The organism is Chryseobacterium sp. MYb7 (assembly GCF_002979455.1).
Lineage (GTDB): Bacteria > Bacteroidota > Bacteroidia > Flavobacteriales > Weeksellaceae > Chryseobacterium.
In genome coordinates this window covers 44225-67750 of the sequence record NZ_PCOU01000004.1, presented here as the reverse complement: position 1 = coordinate 67750, position 23526 = coordinate 44225, and the positions used below count along the sequence as shown (strand labels likewise).

Here is a 23526-nt window from a genome sequence, read left to right as displayed (position 1 = left end):
AAAAGGCTGTTTTTAGTCCGAAGACAGCCTTTTCTTAAATCTTTTGCCATGAAAAGAAAGCTTCAGTTATCCGGAATTTTCATGATCCTGCTGGTGGTTTTCACCATTGGTCTGAAAGGAACATTTGATGGTTATTATGGTTTTTATTATGAAAACAAAGACTATAAAAAGCCACTGCTTTATAAGATTTCAGAGAATATTGCAGAGTCAAAACCTGTCAACATATTTACTTCTTACACGGGTTTTGATACAGGATATGGTTTCTACGCACCGAATGTTGCCAGCGACTTTGTTATGAACTTTGAATTAAAAGATCAAAATGGGAAAATTCTGGAACAAAAAAATCTGCCATACTTTAAAAATAAAGAAAGCAGAGTAAGATATACCACAGTCTTTAATATGTTCCTTGATAAACTTTCTGACAAGAATAAATACGACAAAAAGTACTATCAATATCTGGATATTATTATCAGACAGATTGCAGCACATGTCATGAAGGAGAATCCGAAAGCAGCCAGTGTCACCACCAAACTTTATCTATATGACTATCCTACGATTGCCAATTTCAAAAAGGGAAAAACGAATGAAAACCTTATTCTCATTGATGAATTTAAATAATAAAGCCATGAAAAAGCTGAATACATTCTACACCAAAATTGAAAACTTCTTTTTCAAACAGGATAACCAAACGGAATTCTTAAGCTTCTTCCGGGTTGCCATAGGAATCGTTATCCTCTTACAGTTTACTGCAGTATTGCCAGATTTTGACAAATTATTTTCAAGCAACAGTATCATCCCACAGGATATTATGAGTGTTTTCACTCCAGACTGGCTGATAACGTTCTCAAAAATAGTAAGCTTTTTACAAACTTTTGGAATTGAAGAAACTACAACAATTATGATTACCAAAGTATCATTTATTGTACTGTGTGTATTTATTATTACCGGATTTTATTCCAGAATTTCTGCATTGTTGCTGCTTATCCTGCAGATTGCATTGCTTAAGGGAAGTTCTTTCTTTGCTTATGGTGCAGATTTTTTCACAAGCATGTCTTTATTCTATCTGATTCTTTTTCCAACAGATCAGCATTTTTCACTGAGAAATTTTATTTTCAACAGAAAACCCGTCTCTATAAATATTACTCCGGTGAAAAGATTATTTCAGATTCATATTTCTATTGCTTATTTCTTTTCCGGATTGGATAAAGCATTAGGATTTAATTGGTGGAACGGAGAATCTATCTGGAAAGCCATTCATCTGCCCTACTCTAACAGAGATTTGAATATTGATTTCAGCTGGCTGATAGAACACTCTTACATTTTAAGCCTCATCGGATGGAGTACAATTCTCATCGAAATGTGCTATCCGATTATTATCTGGTATAAACCGACACAAAAAACATGGCTTTTTCTAACGATTTCTATGCACATAGGAATTGCACTCATCCTCAATTTATACTACTTTTCAGCCATTATGATTGTATGGAATATCACTAATTTTTATTTTGAACAGCCCGTTAAAAAGGCTGTCACCTCATCAAAGAAAAAACTATCAACTCACTATATTCCGAAACAGATCAGTTCATAAAAAAACAAATCCCGAATTGCTTCGGGATTTATTATAATATATGTTTTAGTGATTACTTCTTAGGAGTAATATCCATCAGTTTCATAAACTCATCCAGTTTAGGCATAATGATGATTTCTGTTCTTCTGTTTTCTCCTCTACCTGAAACGCTCATGTTAGTCGCTTTAGGGTTGTATTCAGAACGTCCACCAGCTGTAATTCTTGCCGGATCTACTCCAAACTGAGTCTGAAGAACTTTAGCAACAGAAGTACCTCTTAATGCAGAAAGATCCCAGTTATCTCTTGGAAGATTTGGAGAATTCAAAGGAGCATTATCGGTGTTACCTTCAATTAATACTGAATATTTGTCGTAATCATTGATTACTTTCGCTACTTTACCTAACACCTCCTGAGCTGCAGGCAAAATGTTGTAGTCACCTGTTTTGTATAACATTTTATCAGAAAGAGAGATCATTACCACTCCTTTCAATACTTTTACCTGTACATCTTCATCAGAAACATTATCCAAAGATCTCTTCAATTTGTTAGACAATGCAAGGTTTAAGCTGTCATTCTTAGCATTACTGGAGATCAATTGCTTGATATAAGAATTAGAAGCATTGATTTCTCCTACCAGTTTATCAATGTTAGCAGAACTTTTTCCTGTATTGGAAAGACATGCATCAAGGGATGATTTTAAAGCATCATGCTGACTTTTCAGCAAGTTGTTTTCACCTGTCAATGCAGAGTTCTGAGATTTCAAATCCTGAATTTCTCTCTGTCTTTCTCCAATGTTTTCAATACACTGCTTATAGTTGGAACTCAAAGCATCATACTGCTTTTTGCTGACACAAGATGTCATTCCCAGCGCCATTGCAGAAATTGCTAAAACTTTTAAAATCTTCATAAATAATCATTTTTAGACTACTCAAAGTTAGGGAAATTCAATTGAATTATATCGGTTATCTTTGCATAAAAGAAATTCTCAACATATATGTTGAAAAAATTAACCTTTATCAATCAATTAAAAAATCTCGTTCACGAGCCGGAAAATCACACCTATCTTCTGGCGGTAAGCGGAGGTGCTGACTCTATGGTTTTAGCCTCTTTGTTCAGGGATTTCGGGCATGAAATTAAGGATTCAAAGTTCCGGTTTCAGGTAGCTCATATCAATTATAAACTTCGCGGAAATGATTCGGAGCTGGATCAGAAAACAGTACAGGATTTTTGTGAGAAAAATCATATAAAATTTCATCTGTATGAAGTTTCGGAAAAAGATCAGAAACCAGAAAACTCTATTCAGCTCTGGGCAAGAGAACTTCGCTATGCCTTTTTTAAAAAAATTCAGGAAAAAGAAAAACTTGAATTCCTTGTTACAGCACATCATCTGAATGATCAGCTGGAGACTTTTATCATCAATCTTTCCAAAGCGGCAGGTATCAATGGCCTGAGCGGAATTCCATCTAATGACAATAATATTCTGCGTCCTCTTTTAAATTTTTCAAAAAAAGAAATTTATCAGTTGGCCAAACAGAATAACATTGAATTTCGTGAAGATCTTTCTAATAAAAAGAATGATTATCTGAGAAATAAGATTAGAAATGAGATTGTTCCCATCCTGATGGAAACCAATGATCACTTTCTGGAAAACTTCAGAAAGAGTTCTTTGCTGATGAATCAAACCAAAGATTTTGTTCAGAAACAGATCCAGAAAATAGAAAATCATCTTACAATATTTAACAAAGACTATAAAATTTTATCAAAGGAAAAGCTGGATCAGGAAAGCGATTTCGTAAAATTTGAAATCTTAAAAAAATACGGATTCAATCAGGAGGAAGAAATACCCAAAATTTTTAAAGCAGAAAACAACAGTTCTTTTTTATCAAAAGAATATCAGTTGATTGTCAATCGTGATGAATTAATTTTTATTGATAAAAATGACAAAAAGAAAGCTCAAGAAGAAGTATTACTGATTGAACATTATGATTTTTCACAAAACCAGATCAGCATCAATCTCGTAGATAGTATTGAAAACATTGATGGAATCAACAAAAGATTTGAATGGGATTTCGATGCTGAAAAGCTTCAATTCCCTCTCCTTTTGAGAAGACAACAGGATGGGGACGAATTCTATCCAACAGAGTTTTCAGGGAAAAAGAAAGTTTCTAAATTTTTTAGGGACGAAAAATTATCTGCTTTGGCCAGGGAAAAAATCTGGTTACTATGTGACTCCGGAAATCATATTTTGGGAATCATCCCTTTTAGACAGGATCGCAGATATCAGGCAGACAGAACTACTCAAAAAAAGATAACTGTAAAGTGGACAGAAGAACAACTAATTCGTTAGCGGTTGATGATTTTATACCAACAGTATTTCGGTTATACCAAAAAATTCGTTCTTAATAATAAAGGGAATCTGGAAGATGCGGAAGATATTTTTCAGGATGCACTGCTGATTCTTTATGAAAAACTGAATGCTGATGAATTCAAGGTTCAAACCTGTCTGGGAAATTATATCATTGGAATCGTTAAAAATTTGTGGTTAAAAAAATTAAAAAACAGAAATTTTTATGTAGAGTCTCCCGAAAGCTATTTCATGGAAAATCAGCAGGAAATAAGTGCTGCTATAGAAAATGAAAAATATTATTGGGAAAAGCTGATGGGTTACATGAAATCTATCTCTTCACATTGTCAAAATCTGATCCATGATATTTTTATTGAAAATAAAAGTATGGAGGAAATCCAGAATAAATATCAGTACTCCACCAAACATAATGCTCAGAATCAAAAGTACAAATGTGTAGAGCAGATCAAAAAGATTAAAAACAAAAGCATTTTTTTAACCTGAAAATCAAACAATTACTCGAAACCATATAATTTATGGGTGATTTTTTTCTTTTTCAGGGAACCTAATAAGAAAAGAAATATATGTTCAAAAAAATCGTATTGAGTCTTCTTATATTAGTAGGAGTTTCATTTAATGCACAAAGCACAGGCATCAATTTTCAAAAAATTGATTTAGAGGCTGCGAAAAAAATTGCAGCAAAAGAGAATAAACTGATCTTCATTGATCTTTTCACCACCTGGTGCGGACCTTGTAAGCTCATGGCAAAAAAAACCTTTACTGATCCTAAAATTGGTGAGATGTTCAACAAAAATTTTGTAAATCTTGCTATAGATGCAGAAAAAGAAGGAATCAACCTGGCGAAAGAATTTAAAGTGGTAAACTATCCTTCTTTTTTATTTCTGGATTCAAAAGGAAAACTGGTTCAATATGACTTCGGATATTATAATCCTGAACAGTTTTTAGGAGTAGGAGCCTCTGTTCTGGAAAAAAAGAAGCCTCAATCCGGAAAAATGTTAAATCAGGTAAAAGGAAAAATGGTAGGAGATAAAATTGATGATTTCAATGCGAAAGATCACCTGGGAAATACATTTTCTTTATCAAAAGAAAGCAAAAAACTGGTCATCGTTTTTATACGCGGACAATGGTGCCCTTATTGTAACAAATATGTGGAAACATTACAAAATCTGTCTCCGGAATTGAAATCAAAAAATGCAAGACTTGTGATCATCTCTCCTGAAAAACCGGAATTTATAGAAAAGACGATTAGCAAAACAAAGACAGATTATACGGTTTTATATGATGAAGGATATAAAATTGCAGAAGCATTTGATGTTCTTTATACTCCCGACAGTGAAACTCTTAATTTTTACAACTCAAAATTAAAGGAGGATTTTACCAACAGCAGATCGGATAATTCCGGAAGACTTCCTGTATCGGCAACCTTCATCCTTAACGAGGATAAAGAAATTACATGGAGACATTTTGATACAGACTATAAAAAGAGAGCATCTGTAGAAGATATTGTAAAAAATCTGAATTGATTTTCTTAAAGTTTTTTGCCTTGGAAGAATGCTTATCATAATACCAAATCAACCGAATTCACAAAATCAATAATCATTTTGAATGGTTAAATAAGTAACAGTTTTATTGCAATCAAGGCAATAGACGAAATATTTTAAACATCAGGCTTAAAAAAAGAAAGTTTCTAAGTTTTTTAGGGACGAAAAATTATCTATTTTAGCGAGGCAAAAATCTGGATACTGACTGACAGTAATGATTCCGTACTCGGGATCACTCTTTTTCAGACAGAATGGAAGATATACAAAGAATGAGAAGACAAAGTGGAGTCTCAAAATTTTTAATGAAAGGAACAATGAAATTTAGAAATTGGTTTTTATTAATTCTACTATTTTTAGCGACAGGAATTAATGCACAGATAAAAAATCCTGTAAAATTTAAATTTACCATCAACGATCTTGGAAATAATCAATACGAAGCTGTATTGAATGCTACGATGGAAAGTGGATGGCACATTTACTCAAAAGATTTACCGGAAGATACCGGAATTCCTACTGAGTATAAAGTAACAGGAAAGAATATTGAATTGATTGGAAAATTTACTGAAGTAGGTAAAAAACATGAAGAATTTTCTGAAGCATTTGGAGGAACAATTGTTTTCTACTCCAATTCAGCTGGATTTAAGCAAAAATTTAAATTAAAAGATCCTACAAAACCTGCAGATGTCACTTCTGAGATTACCTATCAGACGTGTGACGACAGAGTTTGTCTAGCTCCCAATACCTTAGAATTCAACCAAAAAGTTACGCCAAAAGGGGCTACCGAAGAGGTTGCTACTGAGGAATCAGCAGGTCCTGCAAAAGATTCTGTAAAAACAACAAAAACGATTACTGAAAATCCTACAAAAACAGAAGCTACGATCACAGAAACTTCAAAACTGGATCCTAAGCAGCTAAAAATTGCAACAATTGATTTCAAAAAGCCATTGACAGATTGTGGTACAGCATCTACGAAAGTGGATGAAAATTATTGGACGTATTTATTCTTAGGATTTATCGGAGGCTTAATCGCTTTGCTTACACCTTGCGTTTTCCCGATGATTCCACTGACGGTTTCATTCTTTACCAAAGGAAGCAAGAACAAAGCAAAAGGAAAAAGAGATGCTCTTATTTATGGATTTTTCATTCTTCTGATCTTCGTTTTATTAAGTGTTCCTTTCCACATTATTGATGGAATTGCCGGAAATATCTTCAACGAGATTTCTACCAGCGTATGGCTGAATATAGCCTTCTTTATCATATTCATCTTCTTTGCCGGAAGTTTCTTCGGGTATTATGATATCACGTTACCAAGTTCAATTGCTAACAAATCTTCGAAAGCTGAAGAAGCGGGAGGAATTATCGGTATTTTCTTCATGGCATTGACATTGGTGATTGTTTCTTTCTCTTGCACGGGACCTATTTTAGGAAGTTTATTGGGAAGTGCAGTAACAGGCTCTACAAACGTTCCTATGTTATTAACCTTTGCTTTGGCTGGATTCGGGCTGGCGTGGGCTATTATTTTTGGATTGCTGGCATTATTCCCGCAGGCATTACAAAGTCTTCCGAAATCCGGAGGATGGATGAATACGGTAAAAGTGGTTTTAGGTTTCGTAGAATTGGCGTTAGCATTGAAATTCTTATCTAAAGCAGATCTTGTATCTAAAACATTCTTCTTAAAAAGAGAACTTTTTATTGCAATCTGGATCATCATTGCATTAGGATTAGCAATATATCTGTTAGGATTAATCAGATTCCCGCATGATGATAAAAAACCTAAAATTTCTATCACAAGAAAAATATTGGGCGTATTGGGAATCGGTTTTGTGATCTACCTGGTTCAAGGTTTAATCCCTTCTGATCGTCCGAAACTTCAATTATTAAGTGGGATTTTGCCTCCATTAAACGTAAGCTATTTCCATGATGAAAAAGACGGAATTCTAGGCATGCATCCGGAACACGACTTCTTCAAAGCAATAGAACTGGCTAAAAAAGAAGATAAACCAATTCTGATTGACTTCACTGGATACGGATGTGAAAACTGTAGAAAAATGGAGGAATTTGTATGGAGCGAACCAGACATCTTACCAATATTACAGAATGATGTCGTATTAGCTTCTCTATACGTAGATGACAAAGAAGAGCTTCCTGAGGATCAAAAAACTAAAATTGACCTTGGGGAAGGACAGATTAAAAAGGTAAAAACAATTGGTGACAGATGGAGTTTATTCCAACAGGTTAACTTTAATAATAACTCTCAGCCTCACTATGTATTAATCACTCCGGACGGAAAAGTAATCAACACTCCTGTTTCAGGATATATGCCAAAAGAGGATTTCAAAAAATTCCTGGAATGTGGCGTTAATTTCTATAAAAAGAATAAATAAATCATTTATATATCGTTTAAAAACTCACACTTTATCGTGTGAGTTTTTTTGTTTAAACCTTTTGACAAAAACTATTCTGAAAATTCAAAAATCAGTAAACCAAAGCATCATGATGATTAATCTTTAAAAGAGAGATTAAGAAATAGTAGAATTTTTAAAATTATTTACAAAAACCATCAATAGATTCATGAATCTATTGATTATTCAACAAACAAGGCATGTGTTTTGTAAGATTTTTTCAACAAATACCGTTTAACATTTAAAAATTTTTAATCATGGCAGAAGTAATCGCACAAGAGAAACAAGGAGGCAAACAAAAGAAAAAAATGATCAGAGTAGACATGACTCCAATGGTAGATCTAGGATTCTTACTCATCACATTCTTTATGTTTACCACTAATTTTACAAAACCTAATGTAATGGATCTGGGACTCCCGGCAAAAGATCCTAATCCTCATCCAACAGATATTACTGTAATCGGAGATCAAAATCAGATTACTTTTATTTTAGGAAAAGACAACCGTGTATTTTATCATCAGAGCAATGCCACAGATTTAAATACCACCAATCTTAAAGAAACAGATTTCAGTGGAATAAAAATTTCAAAGATCATTGCGGAAGCTTATCAAAAAGCTCCGGCTCAGGAAAAATTCACCGTAATTGTAAAACCAACGGACGATGCCAATTACAAGAATTTTGTAGACATGCTGGATAATCTTGCTATCTCTAAAAAGGAAAGATATGGCGTAACTGATATCAAACCTTGGGAAACAAAGATTTACAAGGAATTAAATCAATAAAAGACGAAGAGCGTTTTAAAAAATGCTCTTTTTTGTTTACTTTTGAAAGGAGAAACGGATTTGCAGTACGTAGCTGACTGCATTATTTTTAACCTTCTATAATTTTGGAATCATGCTGAACTTTGAGAGAAAAGGAAACGGAAAAGAAACGTTGGCACTTCTTCACGGATTTATGGAAAATCTATCCATCTGGAGCGATATGGAATCTCATCTTTCCAAAGATTTTTCACTGCTCAAAATTGACCTTCCCGGCCACGGACAGTCTGAAATTCTTGCAGAAGTTCACACCATGGAACTGATGGCTGAGGAAGTAAAAAAAGTCTTAGATCATCTGCATTTAGAAAAAGTTCACCTTCTGGGTCATTCTATGGGAGGGTATACTTCCCTTGCTTTTGCTGAAAAATATCCAACCTCTTTAAAAAGTCTGACTTTATTTTTCTCTACCTACTTTCCTGATGATGAAGAGAAAAAACAGCAGCGCATCAAAAGCTACCGAATTATAAAAGATGCTTTTGTTCATTATGCAAGAGTTGGCGTTCCCAATTTATTCAATCCCAATGAAAGGGATATCCTGGAAGGCAAAATAGAAACCGCTCTTGAAACGGCACTTTCCACCAACAATCTGGGTGCATTAGCCTGTGTGAAAGGAATGGTAGAAAGAACCGATAAAAGACATATTCTGGAAAACCTGGAGGCAAAAATCTTAGTATTGGCAGGCAAACATGACAATGCTGTAAAAACGGACATGATGATCAAACATCTTCCGGACAGAACAAATATCAAATCTTATATTCTGGACTGCGGACATAATGGCCATTGGGAAAAACCTGGCATTTGTGCTGAAATCATCAATACAGAACTTCTTCACAACCTTCCTAAAAAACTGGTTTTATAACATCCTTTTCATAACAGATTAAAGCCGTGTTTAACAAAAAATCCTGTATATTAGTAGAGGATAATTTTTGCAATGGCTTTATTTTCATTTAAAAAAAAGAAACCACCGGCACCACAGGTTATCGGACTTACACTTTCAGGCGGAGGAATGCGTGGGATTGCTCATATTGCCGTACTGAAAGCTTTAGAAGAGTATAACCTAAAACCGCAAATTATCTCCGGAACCAGCGCTGGATCTATTATTGGGGCTTTTTATTCTTTTGGCAAAACACCGGATGAAATGATGGAAATTGTAAGACAGACCTCATTTTTCTCAAGATCATCTTTAAAACTATCCAAAAACGGCATTTTCAGCTCTAATTTTATTTTAAAACTGTTCAAAGATTATTTTCCGGAAGACAATTTCAGTATTTTGGAAATCCCTGTTTACATTGCTGCTACTGAAATGACCCAGGGTATTGTAGACTTCTTTTCTGAAGGAGAACTTTTCGGTCCGTTACTAGCTTCTTCCAGTGTTCCTTTTATTCTTCCCCCCGTAAGGATTGGTGAAAAAATCTATGTGGATGGCGGTGTTCTGGACAACCTTCCCATTGAACCTATTATGGACAAATGCAACTTCCTTATAGCATCCCATGTCAACTCGATCAGCTTTGATGAATTAAAGAAAATGAGCCTGATGAAAGAATTCGACCGAATTCTCCACTTAGCCATCGCAAAATCGGTGTATTCAAAAGCGAAATTCTGTAATATATTTTTAGATCCACCCAAAATGACGAAATACAGTCTTTTCAACAAAAGGTATATAGATGAAATGTTTCAACAGGTATACGATTATACCTGTCAGGAACTTGAAGAAAAAGGATTTCGTAAAAGTGTTTAGGAATTTTGATATGGAAAATTTATAAACCTCCACTCAGCTCCTACAAACCTTCCTCTTTTACTTTCTCTTTAAAATTGATAATAGTTCCAGCTAAAGAATCTAAAGATTTTCCTCCAGCTGCATTAATGTGCCCACCACCGTTGAAATATTTTCTTGAGAATTGGTTCACATCAACATCATCTTTACTTCTAAAAGAAATTTTAACGAAGTCCTCATATAGATCTTCCATGAAAAATGCAGACATTTTCACTCCGGCAATGCTCAATCCATAATTGACAAAACCTTCAGTATCTCCTTTCTGGAAGCCAAACTCTTTCAATTCGTTTCTTGTAAGACTTAGAACAGCTACTGTTCCGTCATTTACAACTTCTATTCTTCCGAGAACCAAAGCAAGCAAATGCAAACGGGAAACAGTATTGGTATCCCATGTATTGGATGTAATCATGGCAGGATCTGCACCATGCTCAATAAGATTAGCAATAATCCTGTGTGTAGTGGCACTCGTAGAACGAAAACGGAACCCCCCTGTATCGGTCATAATTCCGGTATAAAGACATTCCGACATATCCTGATTCACCAGTTTTTCATCATTCATTGCTTCAATAAAATGATAGATCATCTGTGAAGTGGCAGGGATTACCGTATTGGAATAAACGAAATCAAATTTTTCCGGCTGCTGATGGTGGTCGATAAGAATCTTCTTTCCTGGAGCTTTTACCAACCAGTCTCCCAATAATCCTATTCTTGATGGAGAATTAAAATCCAGACAGAAAATAACATCTGCACCAGCAATCATATCAGAAGCAAGCTTTCTTTTATATTCAGCAATAATAACTTTTTTAGCCTCCGGCATCCATTTCAGAAATTTTGGAAAATCATTGGGTACGATTACCTCTGCATGAATTCCTTTTACTTTCAGATAGTGTTTCAATCCCAAGCTTGAACCAATAGCATCTCCATCCGGATTATAATGGGTAAGGATAACGATTTTGCTATCTTGGGTAAGTAATGTATTGATATCTAAAAGTTCTGCTGGTGTAAACATCCGGTGTTTTTTTTTCGTTAAAATTAAAGTTTTCAAAGATAGAGCTTTTATATAAATCATTTAAATATTATTTTTGCACCGGAAAATGGTTTTCCTATAAGGGTTTGTAAATATCCGGTCGAAAAACATTCCATTTAATTTTAAAAAAAAATATATAAAGTTTGTAACTTATAAAAATTTATATATCTTTGCAACCTGAAAATTAATAGATTAATTACGATTTAAACATATAGTAATGAGTAAAAGAACATTCCAGCCATCAGAAAGAAAAAAGAGAAACAAACACGGTTTCAGAGAAAGAATGTCTACGCCAAATGGAAGAAGAGTTTTGGCTGCGAGAAGAGCTAAAGGCAGAAAGAGTTTAACTGTAAGTGCATCACGCGCTAAGAGATAATCTTTTTATTATCATATACAAAACATGCTTGAGAAGTCTCTTTTCAGGCATTTTTTGTTGTTAAAATTTACTAAAATTTAGGCTAGATCAACATCTTTTTTCTATTTTTAAAAGTTGAAATATTTTTGTTAGAAACAGTCTTTAAAATTAAATTATGCCACATACCAATATCGCCGGAGACAATATTATAAGTTTACAAAGTGCAAAGATTGCGCAAAAAAACTTTACTGTACTTTCTGATGTAAATCTGAACATTAAAAAAGGTAGATTCTGCTATCTTATCGGAAAAACAGGTTCCGGAAAAAGCTCACTTCTGAAAACACTTTACGGACACATTCCATTAGCATCAGGACACGGAGCTGTGGTAGGATTTGATCTGGCAAAATTAAAACCGTCTGATATTCCAAACTTAAGAAGAAAACTAGGAATTGTATTCCAGGATTTCCAGTTACTTTCGGACAGAACAGTTGAGAAAAACTTAAAATTCGTTCTTGAAGCAACAGGATGGAGCGATAAAGTAAAAATGGAAGACCGCATCAACGAGGTTTTGGGAAGCGTGAACATGAAGAGCAAAAAGCACAAAATGCCTCACGAACTTTCCGGAGGAGAACAGCAGCGTATTGCCATTGCAAGAGCCCTTCTTAACCACCCGGATCTTATATTAGCGGATGAGCCTACAGGAAACCTTGACCCTGAAACTTCCAACGAAATTATGACGCTATTAAAGCAGGTTGCCCTTGAAAATGGTGCTGCCGTAGTAATGGCAACACACGATTACCATATGATTCAAAACTTCCCTGGTGAAGCCATCAGATGTGAAGACGGAAAAGTTTCTGTATTGGATACGTCTGAGTTATTCGAATAAGAATTAAATATCAGAAATTAAGAAAGCAACTGCTTCTACAATCTAATTTATTTAAAAACATGAAACTCTTTTGTGAGTTCAAGATATTGGTCCGAGTATTGTCTCGGACTTTTTTCTATAATAAAATCAGATTCTTTGATTTCTTTTTCTTCTGAGGAAAATTCCAGAACTAATCTTTTAGTCTTTGAATTTTCAATTCCTTTGATATTGACTCTACGGTTTAGAAACAGACCGTTTTCTTTTCCAACTGAAATAAAAATGTCTCCCGCCTCTACAGGAATAATGACTGAAAAAATCCCGCCTTCAGATAACAACTGCGACGCTTTGGATATTAACTGTATAAAGTTCAATTCCACCGTCTGACGGGCAATCTTATCCTTCTCTGATCCTGATTCTTCAAAGTATGGGGGATTGGAAACGATAAGATCAAACCGTTCTTCTGTACCGAAAGTTTTAAAATCCTGAAACTTATTTTTCAGCCTTGCATGAAAAGGAGAATTTTCAAAATTAAGTTGAGTAATTGCAGCAGCCTCCTCATTAATATCCAGTCCTAAAAAATGAGTCTTTGCATTTCTTTGTGCCAGCATTAAAGAAATCAGTCCAGTGCCTGTCCCTACTTCCAAAACATTGGAAGCATACTCAACATCAGCTAAAGCACCAAGCAGAACACCGTCCGTTCCTACACGAAAGACATCTTTAGACTGCTGAATTTGAAATTGCTTAAAAGTAAAAGGCTTCACTATAAATTGGTAGGCAGCGTAATTATGAATGTGGATCCCTTCCCTACTTCTGATTTTACAGAGATCTCTCCTTTATAATCCTCAATCATCTTTCTCACCATAGACAGACCAAGCCCCATTCCACTGCTTTTAGAAGTGAAATTCGGTTCAAAGATTCTTTCGTACATATTTTCAGGAATTCCAACCCCGTTGTCCTGAACAGAAATGATTACTCTTCTCTGATGCTGTTCCACATCCACGTTGATGATCAGCTTTCTTTCGTCACTTTCTGCTTGTTTTGCATTGGTAACAAGGTTTGTTATAATCCTGGAAAGATAAATTCTATCCATATTGATCATAATATTATTCTTATTAGCATGCATAAAGATACTGTCGTCATTGAATACACGGAGAATATCTTCAACCTCTGTATTCAGGTTGATTACTTCATTATTCTTTTCAGGAAGTTTCGCAAATTCCGAGAAAGCTGAAGCTACCGTTGCAATCAGGTCAATTTGATCAACGATAGTTTTGCTCATCTGTTTTACTCTCTCTTTGATATTCGGATCTTCCGGATCAAATTTTCTTTCAAAATTTTGAATGGTCAGCTTCATAGGAGTCAGTGGGTTCTTCACCTCATGAGCCACCTGTTTTGCCATTTCTCTCCAGGCTTCTTCAGATGCTTTAAACCTAAGTCTTTCTTTCTGATCCTGAATCTGTAGAATCATTCTGTTATAAGCTCGCGCCAGAGCATTAAGCTCATCATTTTTATAATATCTGATAGGACGCATTTCATTTTCAAACAATGTAATACGGGTAATCATATCAGAGAATTTCGTAATAGTCTTCGCCAGACTGTTAGAAGTCACCCAGCTGATCCATACACTAAACAGAATAAGGAAAATATCAACTAAAAGAATATATTTTACGTACTGGTGAAGGACATCCAGATAAGCAGATTCATTATGATATAAAGGAATATAAACAATCCCAACCGGCTCCAGTTCATTATTTTTCAACAAAAGATAGGAAGAAGTAAGCTTAGCATCTTTGGCGGTATCATATCTGACCATATCTACCCTTGCATCAGTAGCCAGAATTCTATTAACAATCTCCATAGGAATTGTTTTCTGCTCAACCAGGGCTTCATCTTTATTGGAAAGCAGATAATCTCCTTTCAGATCATAAATAACAATATCATGTTGGTTGATATCTGCTATTTCAAAGATTTTATTGCCTAAAACATTCGGAAGATCTTTCGTTTCTACAAGAGTCTGGCTAACCGCATAATCCAGATACCGCATTACGGCATTGGTCTTCTCCTGCATATCAATATTACTTTGCTGCATTGAATTATTCCTCAACACAAAGTACGGCACAAGTGAAGTAGCTACAACACTTAAAAAACATACCAGGAGGAAACCAAAAAACACACGGTTCCTTAAGCTATATCCTTTATATTTATTAATTGACATTCTACTTTTTAATTAACCTAGCAATATACTTACCAATGATATCAAATTCCAGGTTTACTTTGTCTCCAATTTTCAAATGTTTCATATTGGTAAATTCCCATGTATAAGGAATAATGGCTACAGAGAACTGCACATCCTCACTTTTTGCCACTGTAAGACTTATCCCGTTTACTGTGATTGAACCCTGTGGCACTGTCACAAAACTTCCGTCATTATCATATTTCATGGTAATAAAATAACTTCCGTCTTTATTTTCAATTCCCACTACTTCACCGGTTTTATCAACATGCCCCTGAACAATATGGCCATCCAGTCTTCCATCCATCTTCATGCATCGCTCAAGATTCACTACAGTACCCAATTCCCATTTTCCAAGGTTGGTTTTTTCAAGAGTTTCGTTGATCGCTGTTACCACATATTGGTTGTCTTTTATTTCAACAACTGTAAGGCAGCAGCCGTTATGAGCAAGGCTCTGATCAATTTTCAGCTCGTTTGTAAAAGGGCAAGTCAGGGTAAAATCTATATTGCTTCCTTTTTCTTCAATCTTCTCAATAACACCAACTGCTTCAATAATTCCTGTGAACATATTATTTTTTGCTAAATTTGTAAATTATAATCTTCAAAGATAATCAAAATGAGCCCAAAAAACCATAAAGTACGAGTAGGAATTTCAATCGGTGATTTCAACGGCATCGGCCCGGAGATCATTATGAAGTCTCTGAAAGACAAAACCATTACGGATTTTTTCACTCCTGTAATTTTTGGTTCGGGGAAATTATTCACTTATCAGAAAAATATTTTCAAGCTGAATCTTAATTTCAACTATGTTAACGAAGCTTCACAGGCTCAGGCAGGAAAACTGAATATGGTTAACCTTACTAAAGAAAACGTTAATGTAGAATTGGGAGTTCCTACAGAAGAATCTACCAAAATGGCAATAGATTCTCTGGAGGCGGCTACTGAAGCTTTGATGAAAGGAGAGATTGACGTTCTGGTAACAGCTCCCATCAACAAAGATGAAATGGTAAAAATGGGCTTTAAGCATGCCGGACATACAGGGTATTTTGAAGAGAAATTCAACAAAAAGGGATTAATGTTCCTTGTCACTGAAGATCTTAAAGTAGCCGTTTCTACGCATCATATTCCTATTGCACAGATTGCTGAAAATATTTCCAAGGAAAAAATAAAGAAGCAGATCCGAGTATTAAACCAGACATTAATAGAAGATTTCTGTATTCAAAAACCTAAAATTGCCGTGTTGGGATTAAATCCTCATGCAGGAGATGGTGGTGTCATCGGCAATGAAGAAATTGAAATCATCAGCCCGGCTATCAAAGAACTTTCTGACAACGGAATATTGGCATTCGGGCCTTTTCCTGCAGACAGCTTCTTTCAGCCGAATAAATACAAAAATTTCGATGCTGTTTTAGCGATGTACCATGACCAGGGACTTGCACCTTTCAAAACGCTTGCATATGAAGAAGGAGTGAATTATACGGCAGGGCTTCCTTTTATCAGAACATCTCCGGATCATGGAGTTGCTTATGATATTGCAGGAAAAAATGTGGCAGATGAGCAAAGTTTTACAGAAGCTATCTTCACAGCCATCAAAGTTTTCAAGAACAGAAGCGAATACAGCGAACTGATGAACGACCGCCTTCAGCCAAGAAAAATGGTTGTAGACAACGGAATAGATGAAGATCTACCGGAGGAAACTGAAGCATAAATCTTTAAAACAAATTTTAAATTAATTTGTTTCAGATTTTATTTGTTATTATAAAAAAAATGCATATTTTTGCACACTCATTTTATGGACAAGTTAAGAAACTATGACGTAAGCTTTTCCGGACTAAAAAACGGGAAACACGAGTTCAGGTTTGAGATAGATAATACGTTCTTTCAATTATTTGACACTGAACAGGAATTTACAAATCCTAGAATAGAAGTACATGTATCCCTTGATAAGCATACTACTTTTCTAGAATTTGAGATTAAAATTAATGGATTGGTAGAGTTGGTTTGTGACATCACAAATGAAGATTTCGACTATCCTATTGAGAATGAAATCAAGATTTTGGTGAATTTCGGGGAAGAATATGATGACAGCAATGAAGATGTCATTACCATTCCTACCACAGAGCATGCTTTCAACGTAGCACATTTGATTTATGAAAATGTAATGCTTTCTATCCCGATGAAAAAAATATCACCGAACGTCAATGATGAAGATCTTAAAATTCTTGACCATTTCAGTCCGAAAGATATTGAGGAAAATGAGGAAGAAGAACATGAAAGTGATCCCCGATGGGATGCTTTAAGAAAGTTAAAAGACAATAATTAAATAGAATAATTTAAATATGATGAGATGATGAATCTCATCGCTCATCAATTAAAAAAGTTATTAGAAAATGGCACATCCAAAGAGAAGACAATCGTCCACAAGAAGAGATAAAAGAAGAACTCACTACAAAGCTGTAGTTCCTCAATTAGCTAAAGATGCAACAACAGGAGAGCTTCACCTATACCACAGAGCTCACTGGCATGAAGGAAAACTTTACTACAGAGGTAAAGTAGTATTGGAAAAAGAAGTAGCTGCTACTGAAGAAAACTAAGAGACGCTTTTCACTGAAAAAGCCTCATTTTAATACAAAAACCGCCCAATTTTGATAAAATTTGGCGGTTTTTTGTTGTTTTTTACGTTTTTTTGGTATCTTTGAACCAAAATCAAATATCAAATTTATGGACATTAAAGACATACAAAATCTTATCAAGTTTGTATCTAAGGCTGAAGTTTCAGAAGTGAAGTACAAAACTAAAGATTTCGAAATCACTATTAAAACTCCATTAGCTGGAAGCGATGCTGTTTATGCACAACCTGCAGTATACCACACTGCACCTCAAGCAGTAGCTGCTCCGGCACCTGTTGCAACTCCTGCTGCTCCTGCTGCTGAGAAAGCTGAAGCTGCATCTGATGACAGTAAATATGTAACGATCAAGTCTCCAATGATCGGTACTTTCTATAGAAAGCCATCTCCTGATAAAGATGTATTTGTAAATGTAGGTGACGAAGTTTCTGTTGGTAAAGTAGTTTGCGTTATTGAAGCAATGAAATTATTCAACCAGATTGAATCTGAAATCAGCGGAAAAATCGTTAAAATTCTAGTTGACGATGCTACTCCTGTAGAGTATGACCAACCTTTATTCTTAGTAGATCCATCTTAATTTAGAAGTTAGATGTTAGACATTAGATGTTAGATTAAATTCTACATTAAAATAACATTATCTAATTTTCAAATTATCTAATTTTCAAATTGAAGAAGATGTTCAAAAAAATATTAATAGCCAATCGTGGCGAAATTGCAATGCGTATTTTACGTACTTGTAAAGAAATGGGGATCAAAACCGTTGCAGTATACTCTACTGCTGATAAAGACAGTCTTCACGTAAGATTTGCTGATGAAGCGGTATGTATTGGCCCTGCAATGAGTAAAGACTCCTATCTTAAAATCCCTAACATTATTGCTGCTGCAGAAATTACTAATGCTGATGCCATTCACCCAGGTTACGGATTCTTATCTGAAAACGCTAACTTTTCAAGAATTTGCCAGAAGAACGGGATCAAATTTATTGGTGCTTCTCCTGAACAGATTGAAAAAATGGGAGATAAAGCGAACGCTAAAGCTACCATGAAAGCAGCAGGTGTACCATGTGTACCAGGTTCTGACGGATTGATCGAATCTTACGAGCACGCTGTAAAAGTAGCTGAAGAAACAGGATATCCTGTAATGATCAAAGCTACTGCCGGTGGTGGTGGAAAAGGGATGAGAGCTGTTTGGAAAGCTGAGGACCTTAAAGATCACTGGGAATCTGCCATTCAGGAAGCTGTAGCGGCCTTTGGAAACGGAGGGATGTATATGGAAAAACTGATTGAAGAGCCTAGACACATTGAAATTCAGGTTGCTGGTGACCAATTCGGTAAAGCCTGCCACCTTTCTGAAAGAGATTGTTCTGTACAGAGAAGAAATCAGAAATTGACTGAAGAAACTCCTTCTCCTTTCATGACAGACGAACTTCGTGAGAAAATGGGTGACGCTGCTGTAAAAGCTGCTGAATTCATTGGATATGAAGGGGTAGGAACTATCGAATTCCTTGTAGACAAGCACAGAAATTTCTATTTCATGGAAATGAATACAAGAATCCAGGTAGAGCACCCTATTACTGAGCAGGTAATTGATTATGACCTGATCAGAGAACAAATTCTTCTTGCTGCAGGAACTCCTATCTCAGGAATCAACTATTACCCAAAATTACATTCAATTGAATGTAGAATCAACGCAGAAGATCCTTACGCAGACTTCAGACCTTCTCCAGGGAAAATCACAGGATTAAACATCCCTGGCGGACACGGAATCAGAGTAGATACTCACGTTTATTCCGGATATTCTATTCCTTCTAACTACGACTCAATGATTGCTAAGCTTATCACTACGGCTCAGACCCGTGAAGAAGCTATTGCTAAAATGAGACGTGCCCTTGAGGAATTCTATATTGAAGGAGTAAAAACTACCATTCCTTTCCACAGACAACTGATGGATAATGAAGATTATCTTGCAGGAAACTATACTACAAAATTCATGGAAGATTTTGTAATGGATAGAAAATACGATAATCACTAAGATTATTTTAAATTATAAAATGAAACTGCCTCTTTTTGAGGCAGTTTTTATTTTTGATCACTAATACAGAATCCGCTCAAACTAAACATTATAAAGATAACTGGAACTTTCATTAATAAAAATTAATCAAAAAGCAGAAAATAAAAAACCTGCAATAAGAAAGATATAATACCTAAAAACTATCTGTCAACAAAGAAAATATTTTCTAATACGACATTATTACACCCAAAATCTACTTCAATTATATCCCAAAACCATACTGCACATTTGTTCATCCATATCATTAATATTGTGTAATTTTGTTGAAAACCAAAATATATGTCAACAGCAGAACAAACAAAAAACTCACAGTATTTTATTGACCTTGAAGACAAACACGGAGCACACAACTACCACCCTCTTCCAGTAGTTCTGGATCGTGGAGAAGGGGTCTTCGTTTGGGATGTAGAGGGCAAAAGATATTATGATTTTCTTTCAGCATATTCTGCAGTGAATCAGGGGCATTCTCACCCTAAAATTGTAAATGCATTAGTAGAGCAGGCAAAAAAACTGGCTTTAACTTCAAGGGCTTTCTACAATTCGAAATTAGGAGAATACGAACAGAAAATAACTACTCTTTTCGGGTTTGATAAAGTTTTACCCATGAACTCCGGAGCTGAAGCTGTGGAAACGGCAGTAAAGCTTGCCAGAAAATGGAGCTATGAAGTAAAAGGAATTTCAGAAAACGCAGCAAAAATAATCGTTTGTGAAAATAACTTCCATGGAAGAACAACAACTATCGTTTCTTTCTCTAATGATCCTGATGCCAATCAAAATTATGGCCCTTTTACACCAGGATTTATCAAAATTCCTTACAACGATATTGCAGCCCTGGAAGAAGTTCTTAGCAGAGAAGCAGAAAATATTGCAGCATTTCTTGTAGAGCCTATTCAGGGAGAAGCAGGAGTATATGTTCCGAATGAAAACTTCCTTAAAAATGCTTCTGAAATATGTAAAAAATACAACGTCCTTTTTATTGCAGATGAGGTTCAAACCGGTATTGCAAGAACAGGAAAACTAATCGCTTGTCATCATGAAGAGGTACAGCCGGATATATTAATTTTAGGTAAAGCGCTTTCCGGAGGAATGTACCCGGTATCAGCTGTTTTAGCAAATGATCACATCATGAATGTCATTAAGCCCGGACAACATGGTTCTACATTCGGAGGAAACCCAATTGCGTGTGCAGTAGCTATAGCAGCATTGGATGTGGTAGCAGACGAAAAGCTATCTGAAAGAGCTGAAGAATTAGGACAGCTTTTTAGAGCTGAAATTGACAAGCTAATCGAAAAGACTGACCTTATTACCAAAGTAAGAGGAAAAGGACTTTTAAATGCTATTCTGATCAACGATACCCCTGACAGTTCCACTGCATGGAATCTCTGCTTAAAGTTAAAAGAAAACGGATTACTGGCAAAACCTACTCATGGTAACATTATCAGGTTGGCACCACCTTTGATAATTACTGAAGAGCAATTGTTGGATTGTGTCAGAATTATTGAGAAAACAATATTAGAATTTTAAATATAAATGCCAATTTCCCTTGCAATCATCACTTATAATGAAGAAGAGAATATCGTAAGACTTTTAAATTCTCTGGCAGATATAGCAGATGAAGTTATTATTGTTGATAGCTTTTCTACGGATAAGACCAAAGAGATTTGCACTCAGAAATATCCTCAGGTAAAATTCTTTGAGAAAAAATTTAATGGGTATGGTGAACAAAAAAACCATGCCCTTAATTTATGTTCTCATGAATGGGTTCTGTTTCTGGATGCCGATGAGGTTCCTGATGAAGAAATGAAAAAATCCATACAAAAGATCGTTTCTTCAGAAAGCACGGAGTTCAATGTTTATATGGCTAAATTCAATAACCACCTTGGGATTCACCTGATCAAATACGGAGGATGGGGAAATGTATACCGTGACAGGCTTTTCAGAAAAAAATACGCCCGATATTCTGATGATAAGGTACACGAATTTTTGATTACCGATCAGAAATCAGGACTTCTGGAAGGAAGGCTAAATCATTATACTTACAAAAGTATTCACCATCATGTCTCAAAAATAAATAAATATTCTGATATGATGGCGGAAAAAATGTTTGAAAGAGGGAAAAGAATCAATAGATTCAAAATCATTGTAAGTCCTATCTTTGAATTTATCAAAGTATTTATTTTCAAACGAGGCTTTTTGGATGGATTTCCTGGATTTTACATTGCCAAAACAATGTCTTATTACACTTTTTTGAAATACATTAAATTACGTGAAAAAATAAGGTTGTCTGAAAGTGAACAAAATACAGTAAAGTAGTATGATTCTGTATATTATTTCTGTTTTACTGGCGGTATTTATCGTCGTCTATTTCCGTCTGTATCTCTTTGCTTTTCCGCACAACAGACTGGTTATTCTTATGTACCATCAGATCGAAAAGGAAAGCCATGAAGATCTTACAGTCAGTTTAAGGAATCTTGAAGATCAGTTTTCTTATCTAAGCCGTAAAAAATACACCTGCCAGTTTTTTTCAGAGCTTACTACTTCAGCTAAAAAAAATATTATCATTACCTTTGATGACGGATACAGAAATAACCTTGAATATCTGCCGTCTTTATTGAAGAAATACAATCTGAAAGCTACCATTTTTATTCCAACAGGATTCATAGAAAATGGGTATAAAAATTACCCTATGATGACCTTTGATGAGATCCGAAATCTGGATAAAAAATATTTTGAGATTGCTCTTCACACTCATACCCATGAAAACCTCAAAAACAGATCTTATGATCTTATAGAAAAAGATCTAGAAAAAAATATGCAAATTCTCGATGCCCATAGCATAGCATATTCAAAGGTTTTGGCATATCCATATGGCAAATACCCTAATAAGGAAGAGGAAAAAACTGCTTTTTTTTCTATTTTGAAAAAAATAGGAATTGATTTTGCAGTAAGAATCGGAAATAGAGTTAATTACTATCCAACCCAGCATCCATACGAACTATGCAGAGTTGATATAAAAGGCAAAGATTCGATAATAAAGTTCAAATTAAAACTTATCTTTGGCAGATTAAAACTATTTTAAAAAACAATTTTAAGGAGGCATTTTATGTACTTCCTTATCTAATAACCCGTTGTGATGAATATAAGTGGTTTAATCATAACATATAACGAAGAAAAAAATATACAGGAAGTACTGGAGTCTTTTGATATCTGTGATGAAATAATAGTAGTAGACTCTTTTAGTACAGATAAAACTGTAGAAATTGCAAAAGAATTCCCTAATGTAAAGGTGATTCAGAATAAATTTGAAGACTTTACAAAGCAAAGAAATTTGGCTCTGGATGCTGCAAAAAATGACTGGGTTTTATTTTTGGATGGTGATGAAAGAATTACTCCGGCCCTGAAGCAGGAAATCATTGATGAGCTGGATAAACCAAGGCAAAAAGATGCCTACTATTTTTACAGGAAGTTCTTTTTTGCCCAGAAACCAATTCACTTTTCAGGAACACAATCTGATAAAAACTTCAGACTGTTCAGAAAATCGAAGGCCAGATACATGGCTGATAAAAAAGTACATGAAACTCTGGAAGTAGACGGAAACATTGGGATCTTAAAAAATAAATTACTACATTACTCCGTTTCAGACTATGAATCATATAGAGAAAAGATGATTCATTACGGAGTTTTAAAGGGGAAAGAACTGGCTGCAAAAGGGAAAAAGTACAGTGTTTTAGTTCAATATCTTAAAACAGCTTTTAAATTCTTTAAAGCCTACATAATGAAACTGGGAATTTTAGACGGCAAAGAAGGATATCAATTATCTTACCTGCAATCTTTAAGCGTTTATGAAACCTATGAATCATTAAAAAAAGAGCAAAATTAGTT

25 protein-coding genes are annotated in these 23526 nt (G+C 35.0%); 20 read left to right on the top strand and 5 right to left on the bottom strand.

The features are described 5' to 3' along the window. The first annotated feature begins 48 nt into the window (after positions 1–48). Both CQ046_RS04900 and CQ046_RS04895 read left to right on the top strand, forming a co-directional pair. Positions 49–618: a hypothetical protein gene (locus tag CQ046_RS04900; protein ID WP_105701190.1), complete on the top strand. Its 570-nt coding sequence runs from the start codon at positions 49–51 to the stop codon at positions 616–618. Continuing rightward, positions 584–1588 (top strand): HTTM domain-containing protein, encoded by a 1005-nt coding sequence (locus tag CQ046_RS04895; RefSeq protein ID WP_228406880.1) that lies wholly within the window; start codon positions 584–586, stop codon positions 1586–1588. The genes CQ046_RS04900 and CQ046_RS04895 overlap by 35 nt, the downstream gene beginning before the upstream one ends. Positions 1589–1640: 52 nt before the next feature. Here the strand turns inward: CQ046_RS04895 and CQ046_RS04890 are convergent, their stop codons facing one another. Next, positions 1641–2474, bottom strand: coding sequence for an OmpA family protein (locus CQ046_RS04890; RefSeq protein WP_105701189.1), 834 nt, complete (start codon positions 2472–2474; stop codon positions 1641–1643). Between the two features lie 87 nt (positions 2475–2561). Between CQ046_RS04890 and tilS the strand changes: the two genes are divergently transcribed. The 7 genes from tilS (at position 2562) to CQ046_RS04850 (ending at position 10431) form a co-directional block, all read left to right on the top strand. Then, complete coding sequence (gene tilS / locus CQ046_RS04885; RefSeq protein ID WP_105701188.1) at positions 2562–3914, top strand: tRNA lysidine(34) synthetase TilS; 1353 nt, start codon at positions 2562–2564, stop codon at positions 3912–3914. A 3-nt stretch (positions 3915–3917) separates the two neighbouring features. Next, positions 3918–4415: an RNA polymerase sigma factor gene (locus tag CQ046_RS04880; protein WP_228406879.1), complete on the top strand. Its 498-nt coding sequence runs from the start codon at positions 3918–3920 to the stop codon at positions 4413–4415. 80 nt (positions 4416–4495) lie between these two features. Then, positions 4496–5455 (top strand): redoxin domain-containing protein, encoded by a 960-nt coding sequence (locus tag CQ046_RS04875; RefSeq protein WP_105701186.1) that lies wholly within the window; start codon positions 4496–4498, stop codon positions 5453–5455. 332 nt (positions 5456–5787) lie between these two features. Next, on the top strand, positions 5788–7857 hold the full coding sequence (locus CQ046_RS04865; protein WP_105701316.1) for a protein-disulfide reductase DsbD family protein: 2070 nt from the start codon (positions 5788–5790) through the stop codon (positions 7855–7857). A gap of 275 nt (positions 7858–8132) precedes the next feature. Beyond that, positions 8133–8657, top strand: coding sequence for a biopolymer transporter ExbD (locus CQ046_RS04860; RefSeq protein WP_105701185.1), 525 nt, complete (start codon positions 8133–8135; stop codon positions 8655–8657). 112 nt (positions 8658–8769) lie between these two features. After that, a complete protein-coding gene (locus tag CQ046_RS04855; RefSeq protein ID WP_105701184.1) occupies positions 8770–9552 on the top strand; it encodes an alpha/beta fold hydrolase in 783 nt (260 codons plus the stop codon). A 72-nt stretch (positions 9553–9624) separates the two neighbouring features. Then, a complete protein-coding gene (locus tag CQ046_RS04850) occupies positions 9625–10431 on the top strand; it encodes a patatin-like phospholipase family protein (RefSeq protein ID WP_105701183.1) in 807 nt (268 codons plus the stop codon). Positions 10432–10471: 40 nt separating this feature from the next. On the opposite strand, the gene CQ046_RS04845 is transcribed toward CQ046_RS04850, so the two are convergent. Further along, positions 10472–11476 (bottom strand): DHH family phosphoesterase, encoded by a 1005-nt coding sequence (locus tag CQ046_RS04845; RefSeq protein ID WP_105701315.1) that lies wholly within the window; start codon positions 11474–11476, stop codon positions 10472–10474. Between the two features lie 235 nt (positions 11477–11711). Between CQ046_RS04845 and rpmH the strand changes: the two genes are divergently transcribed. Then, positions 11712–11870: a 50S ribosomal protein L34 gene (rpmH, locus tag CQ046_RS04840; protein ID WP_040997588.1), complete on the top strand. Its 159-nt coding sequence runs from the start codon at positions 11712–11714 to the stop codon at positions 11868–11870. Positions 11871–12024: 154 nt separating this feature from the next. Continuing rightward, positions 12025–12735, top strand: coding sequence for a cell division ATP-binding protein FtsE (locus CQ046_RS04835; protein ID WP_105701182.1), 711 nt, complete (start codon positions 12025–12027; stop codon positions 12733–12735). Between the two features lie 47 nt (positions 12736–12782). Here the strand turns inward: CQ046_RS04835 and CQ046_RS04830 are convergent, their stop codons facing one another. The 3 genes from CQ046_RS04830 to CQ046_RS04820 are packed head-to-tail and all read right to left on the bottom strand — an operon-like array spanning position 12783 to position 15515. Next, positions 12783–13475 carry a tRNA1(Val) (adenine(37)-N6)-methyltransferase gene (locus CQ046_RS04830; protein WP_105701181.1) on the bottom strand — a complete coding sequence of 231 codons (693 nt, stop codon included), beginning with the start codon at positions 13473–13475 and terminating at the stop codon, positions 12783–12785. After that, a complete protein-coding gene (locus tag CQ046_RS04825) occupies positions 13475–14929 on the bottom strand; it encodes a sensor histidine kinase (protein ID WP_105701180.1) in 1455 nt (484 codons plus the stop codon). The genes CQ046_RS04830 and CQ046_RS04825 overlap by 1 nt, the downstream gene beginning before the upstream one ends. 1 nt (position 14930) lies before the next feature. Next, complete coding sequence (locus tag CQ046_RS04820; protein WP_105701179.1) at positions 14931–15515, bottom strand: riboflavin synthase; 585 nt, start codon at positions 15513–15515, stop codon at positions 14931–14933. A gap of 48 nt (positions 15516–15563) precedes the next feature. On the opposite strand from CQ046_RS04820, the gene pdxA reads away from it, so the two are divergent. The 9 genes from pdxA to CQ046_RS04775 all read left to right on the top strand — a co-directional run bounded on the left by pdxA (position 15564) and on the right by CQ046_RS04775 (position 23524). Continuing rightward, positions 15564–16655 carry a 4-hydroxythreonine-4-phosphate dehydrogenase PdxA gene (gene pdxA / locus CQ046_RS04815; RefSeq protein ID WP_105701178.1) on the top strand — a complete coding sequence of 364 codons (1092 nt, stop codon included), beginning with the start codon at positions 15564–15566 and terminating at the stop codon, positions 16653–16655. An 84-nt stretch (positions 16656–16739) separates the two neighbouring features. Then, positions 16740–17270, top strand: a complete 531-nt coding sequence (locus CQ046_RS04810; protein WP_165790465.1) for a YceD family protein — start codon at positions 16740–16742, stop codon at positions 17268–17270. Positions 17271–17337: 67 nt separating this feature from the next. Continuing rightward, positions 17338–17541, top strand: a complete 204-nt coding sequence (gene rpmF / locus CQ046_RS04805; RefSeq protein WP_002976251.1) for a 50S ribosomal protein L32 — start codon at positions 17338–17340, stop codon at positions 17539–17541. 127 nt (positions 17542–17668) lie between these two features. Then, complete coding sequence (gene accB / locus CQ046_RS04800) at positions 17669–18151, top strand: acetyl-CoA carboxylase biotin carboxyl carrier protein (protein ID WP_047385964.1); 483 nt, start codon at positions 17669–17671, stop codon at positions 18149–18151. A 98-nt stretch (positions 18152–18249) separates the two neighbouring features. Then, positions 18250–19605 carry an acetyl-CoA carboxylase biotin carboxylase subunit gene (gene accC, locus CQ046_RS04795; RefSeq protein ID WP_047385963.1) on the top strand — a complete coding sequence of 452 codons (1356 nt, stop codon included), beginning with the start codon at positions 18250–18252 and terminating at the stop codon, positions 19603–19605. A gap of 318 nt (positions 19606–19923) precedes the next feature. Further along, positions 19924–21168 (top strand): ornithine--oxo-acid transaminase, encoded by a 1245-nt coding sequence (gene rocD, locus CQ046_RS04790; RefSeq protein WP_105701176.1) that lies wholly within the window; start codon positions 19924–19926, stop codon positions 21166–21168. Between the two features lie 6 nt (positions 21169–21174). Next, positions 21175–21957 carry a glycosyltransferase family 2 protein gene (locus tag CQ046_RS04785; RefSeq protein WP_105701175.1) on the top strand — a complete coding sequence of 261 codons (783 nt, stop codon included), beginning with the start codon at positions 21175–21177 and terminating at the stop codon, positions 21955–21957. Position 21958: 1 nt separating this feature from the next. Continuing rightward, entirely contained in the window at positions 21959–22723 is a 765-nt protein-coding gene (locus tag CQ046_RS04780; RefSeq protein WP_105701174.1) for a polysaccharide deacetylase family protein, read from the top strand. Positions 22724–22777: 54 nt separating this feature from the next. Then, on the top strand, positions 22778–23524 hold the full coding sequence (locus CQ046_RS04775) for a glycosyltransferase family 2 protein (RefSeq protein WP_105701173.1): 747 nt from the start codon (positions 22778–22780) through the stop codon (positions 23522–23524). Positions 23525–23526 lie beyond the last annotated feature (2 nt).

Bases quoted from the DNA above. Each gene is read 5' to 3' on its own strand.
- CQ046_RS04775 (WP_105701173.1), top strand. From the start codon at position 22,778: ATGAATATAAGTGGTTTAATCATAACATATAACGAAGAAAAAAATATA.
- CQ046_RS04850 (WP_105701183.1), top strand. From the start codon at position 9,625: ATGGCTTTATTTTCATTTAAAAAAAAGAAACCACCGGCACCACAGGTT.
- CQ046_RS04825 (WP_105701180.1), bottom strand. From the start codon at position 14,929: ATGTCAATTAATAAATATAAAGGATATAGCTTAAGGAACCGTGTGTTT.
- CQ046_RS04865 (WP_105701316.1), top strand. From the start codon at position 5,788: ATGAAATTTAGAAATTGGTTTTTATTAATTCTACTATTTTTAGCGACA.
- rocD (WP_105701176.1), top strand. From the start codon at position 19,924: ATGTCAACAGCAGAACAAACAAAAAACTCACAGTATTTTATTGACCTT.
- pdxA (WP_105701178.1), top strand. From the start codon at position 15,564: ATGAGCCCAAAAAACCATAAAGTACGAGTAGGAATTTCAATCGGTGAT.
- CQ046_RS04895 (WP_228406880.1), top strand. From the start codon at position 584: ATGAAAACCTTATTCTCATTGATGAATTTAAATAATAAAGCCATGAAA.
- CQ046_RS04810 (WP_165790465.1), top strand. From the start codon at position 16,740: ATGGACAAGTTAAGAAACTATGACGTAAGCTTTTCCGGACTAAAAAAC.
- CQ046_RS04785 (WP_105701175.1), top strand. From the start codon at position 21,175: ATGCCAATTTCCCTTGCAATCATCACTTATAATGAAGAAGAGAATATC.
- CQ046_RS04875 (WP_105701186.1), top strand. From the start codon at position 4,496: ATGTTCAAAAAAATCGTATTGAGTCTTCTTATATTAGTAGGAGTTTCA.
- rpmH (WP_040997588.1), top strand. From the start codon at position 11,712: ATGAGTAAAAGAACATTCCAGCCATCAGAAAGAAAAAAGAGAAACAAA.
- CQ046_RS04890 (WP_105701189.1), bottom strand. From the start codon at position 2,474: ATGAAGATTTTAAAAGTTTTAGCAATTTCTGCAATGGCGCTGGGAATG.
- rpmF (WP_002976251.1), top strand. From the start codon at position 17,338: ATGGCACATCCAAAGAGAAGACAATCGTCCACAAGAAGAGATAAAAGA.
- CQ046_RS04780 (WP_105701174.1), top strand. From the start codon at position 21,959: ATGATTCTGTATATTATTTCTGTTTTACTGGCGGTATTTATCGTCGTC.
- CQ046_RS04860 (WP_105701185.1), top strand. From the start codon at position 8,133: ATGGCAGAAGTAATCGCACAAGAGAAACAAGGAGGCAAACAAAAGAAA.
- CQ046_RS04845 (WP_105701315.1), bottom strand. From the start codon at position 11,476: ATGTTTACACCAGCAGAACTTTTAGATATCAATACATTACTTACCCAA.
- tilS (WP_105701188.1), top strand. From the start codon at position 2,562: ATGTTGAAAAAATTAACCTTTATCAATCAATTAAAAAATCTCGTTCAC.
- accC (WP_047385963.1), top strand. From the start codon at position 18,250: ATGTTCAAAAAAATATTAATAGCCAATCGTGGCGAAATTGCAATGCGT.
- CQ046_RS04820 (WP_105701179.1), bottom strand. From the start codon at position 15,515: ATGTTCACAGGAATTATTGAAGCAGTTGGTGTTATTGAGAAGATTGAA.
- CQ046_RS04900 (WP_105701190.1), top strand. From the start codon at position 49: ATGAAAAGAAAGCTTCAGTTATCCGGAATTTTCATGATCCTGCTGGTG.
- CQ046_RS04855 (WP_105701184.1), top strand. From the start codon at position 8,770: ATGCTGAACTTTGAGAGAAAAGGAAACGGAAAAGAAACGTTGGCACTT.
- accB (WP_047385964.1), top strand. From the start codon at position 17,669: ATGGACATTAAAGACATACAAAATCTTATCAAGTTTGTATCTAAGGCT.
- CQ046_RS04835 (WP_105701182.1), top strand. From the start codon at position 12,025: ATGCCACATACCAATATCGCCGGAGACAATATTATAAGTTTACAAAGT.